We start from the raw sequence: 446 nt of genomic DNA on the forward strand, positions 1-446 counted from the left end.
ACCGAGGCGCGCGGGTGCGGGAAGCGGTAGCCGGCCGGGTCGCCGGGCAGACCGGCCGCCGCCGCGGCGATCCGCAGTGCGTCCCGGCCGGCCCGGGGCCGGTTGACCGTGGCGACGAGTACCCGGATCACTGGGCGGCGAAGCGTTCTTCGAACTCGGCCATGGCCTTGCCGTAGATCTCGACGTCGGCCGCGGTGTAGCGGGCGAGGGTGTCCTCGATCTCCTGCTTGCCGTAGCGCTCTTCCATGTCCTGCAGGGCCTCGCGGACGTACCGCACGTGCCAGCGCTCGTCGAGCATGATCTTCTCGATCGTCTCGCGGACCGGCGCGGGGGTGTTCTCCTGCCGCAGGTGCTGGTTGTAGTGGCCGATCGTGCGCTTCTCGAAGACCAGCGTGATCGCCATGACCTCCATGAGACTGGCCGGCACCCCGACCGCGTCCATGTAC

General features: G+C 70.0%; 1 protein-coding gene. It reads right to left on the bottom strand.

The window, feature by feature from the left end; genetic code table 11:
• Positions 1 to 127: 127 nt before the first annotated feature.
• The coding region (locus tag AC5RWQ_RS30520) for a hypothetical protein (protein ID WP_494286051.1) at positions 128 to 446 on the bottom strand (319 nt) is incomplete at its 5' end.

This window comes from Micromonospora sp. BS32, assembly GCF_059089345.1.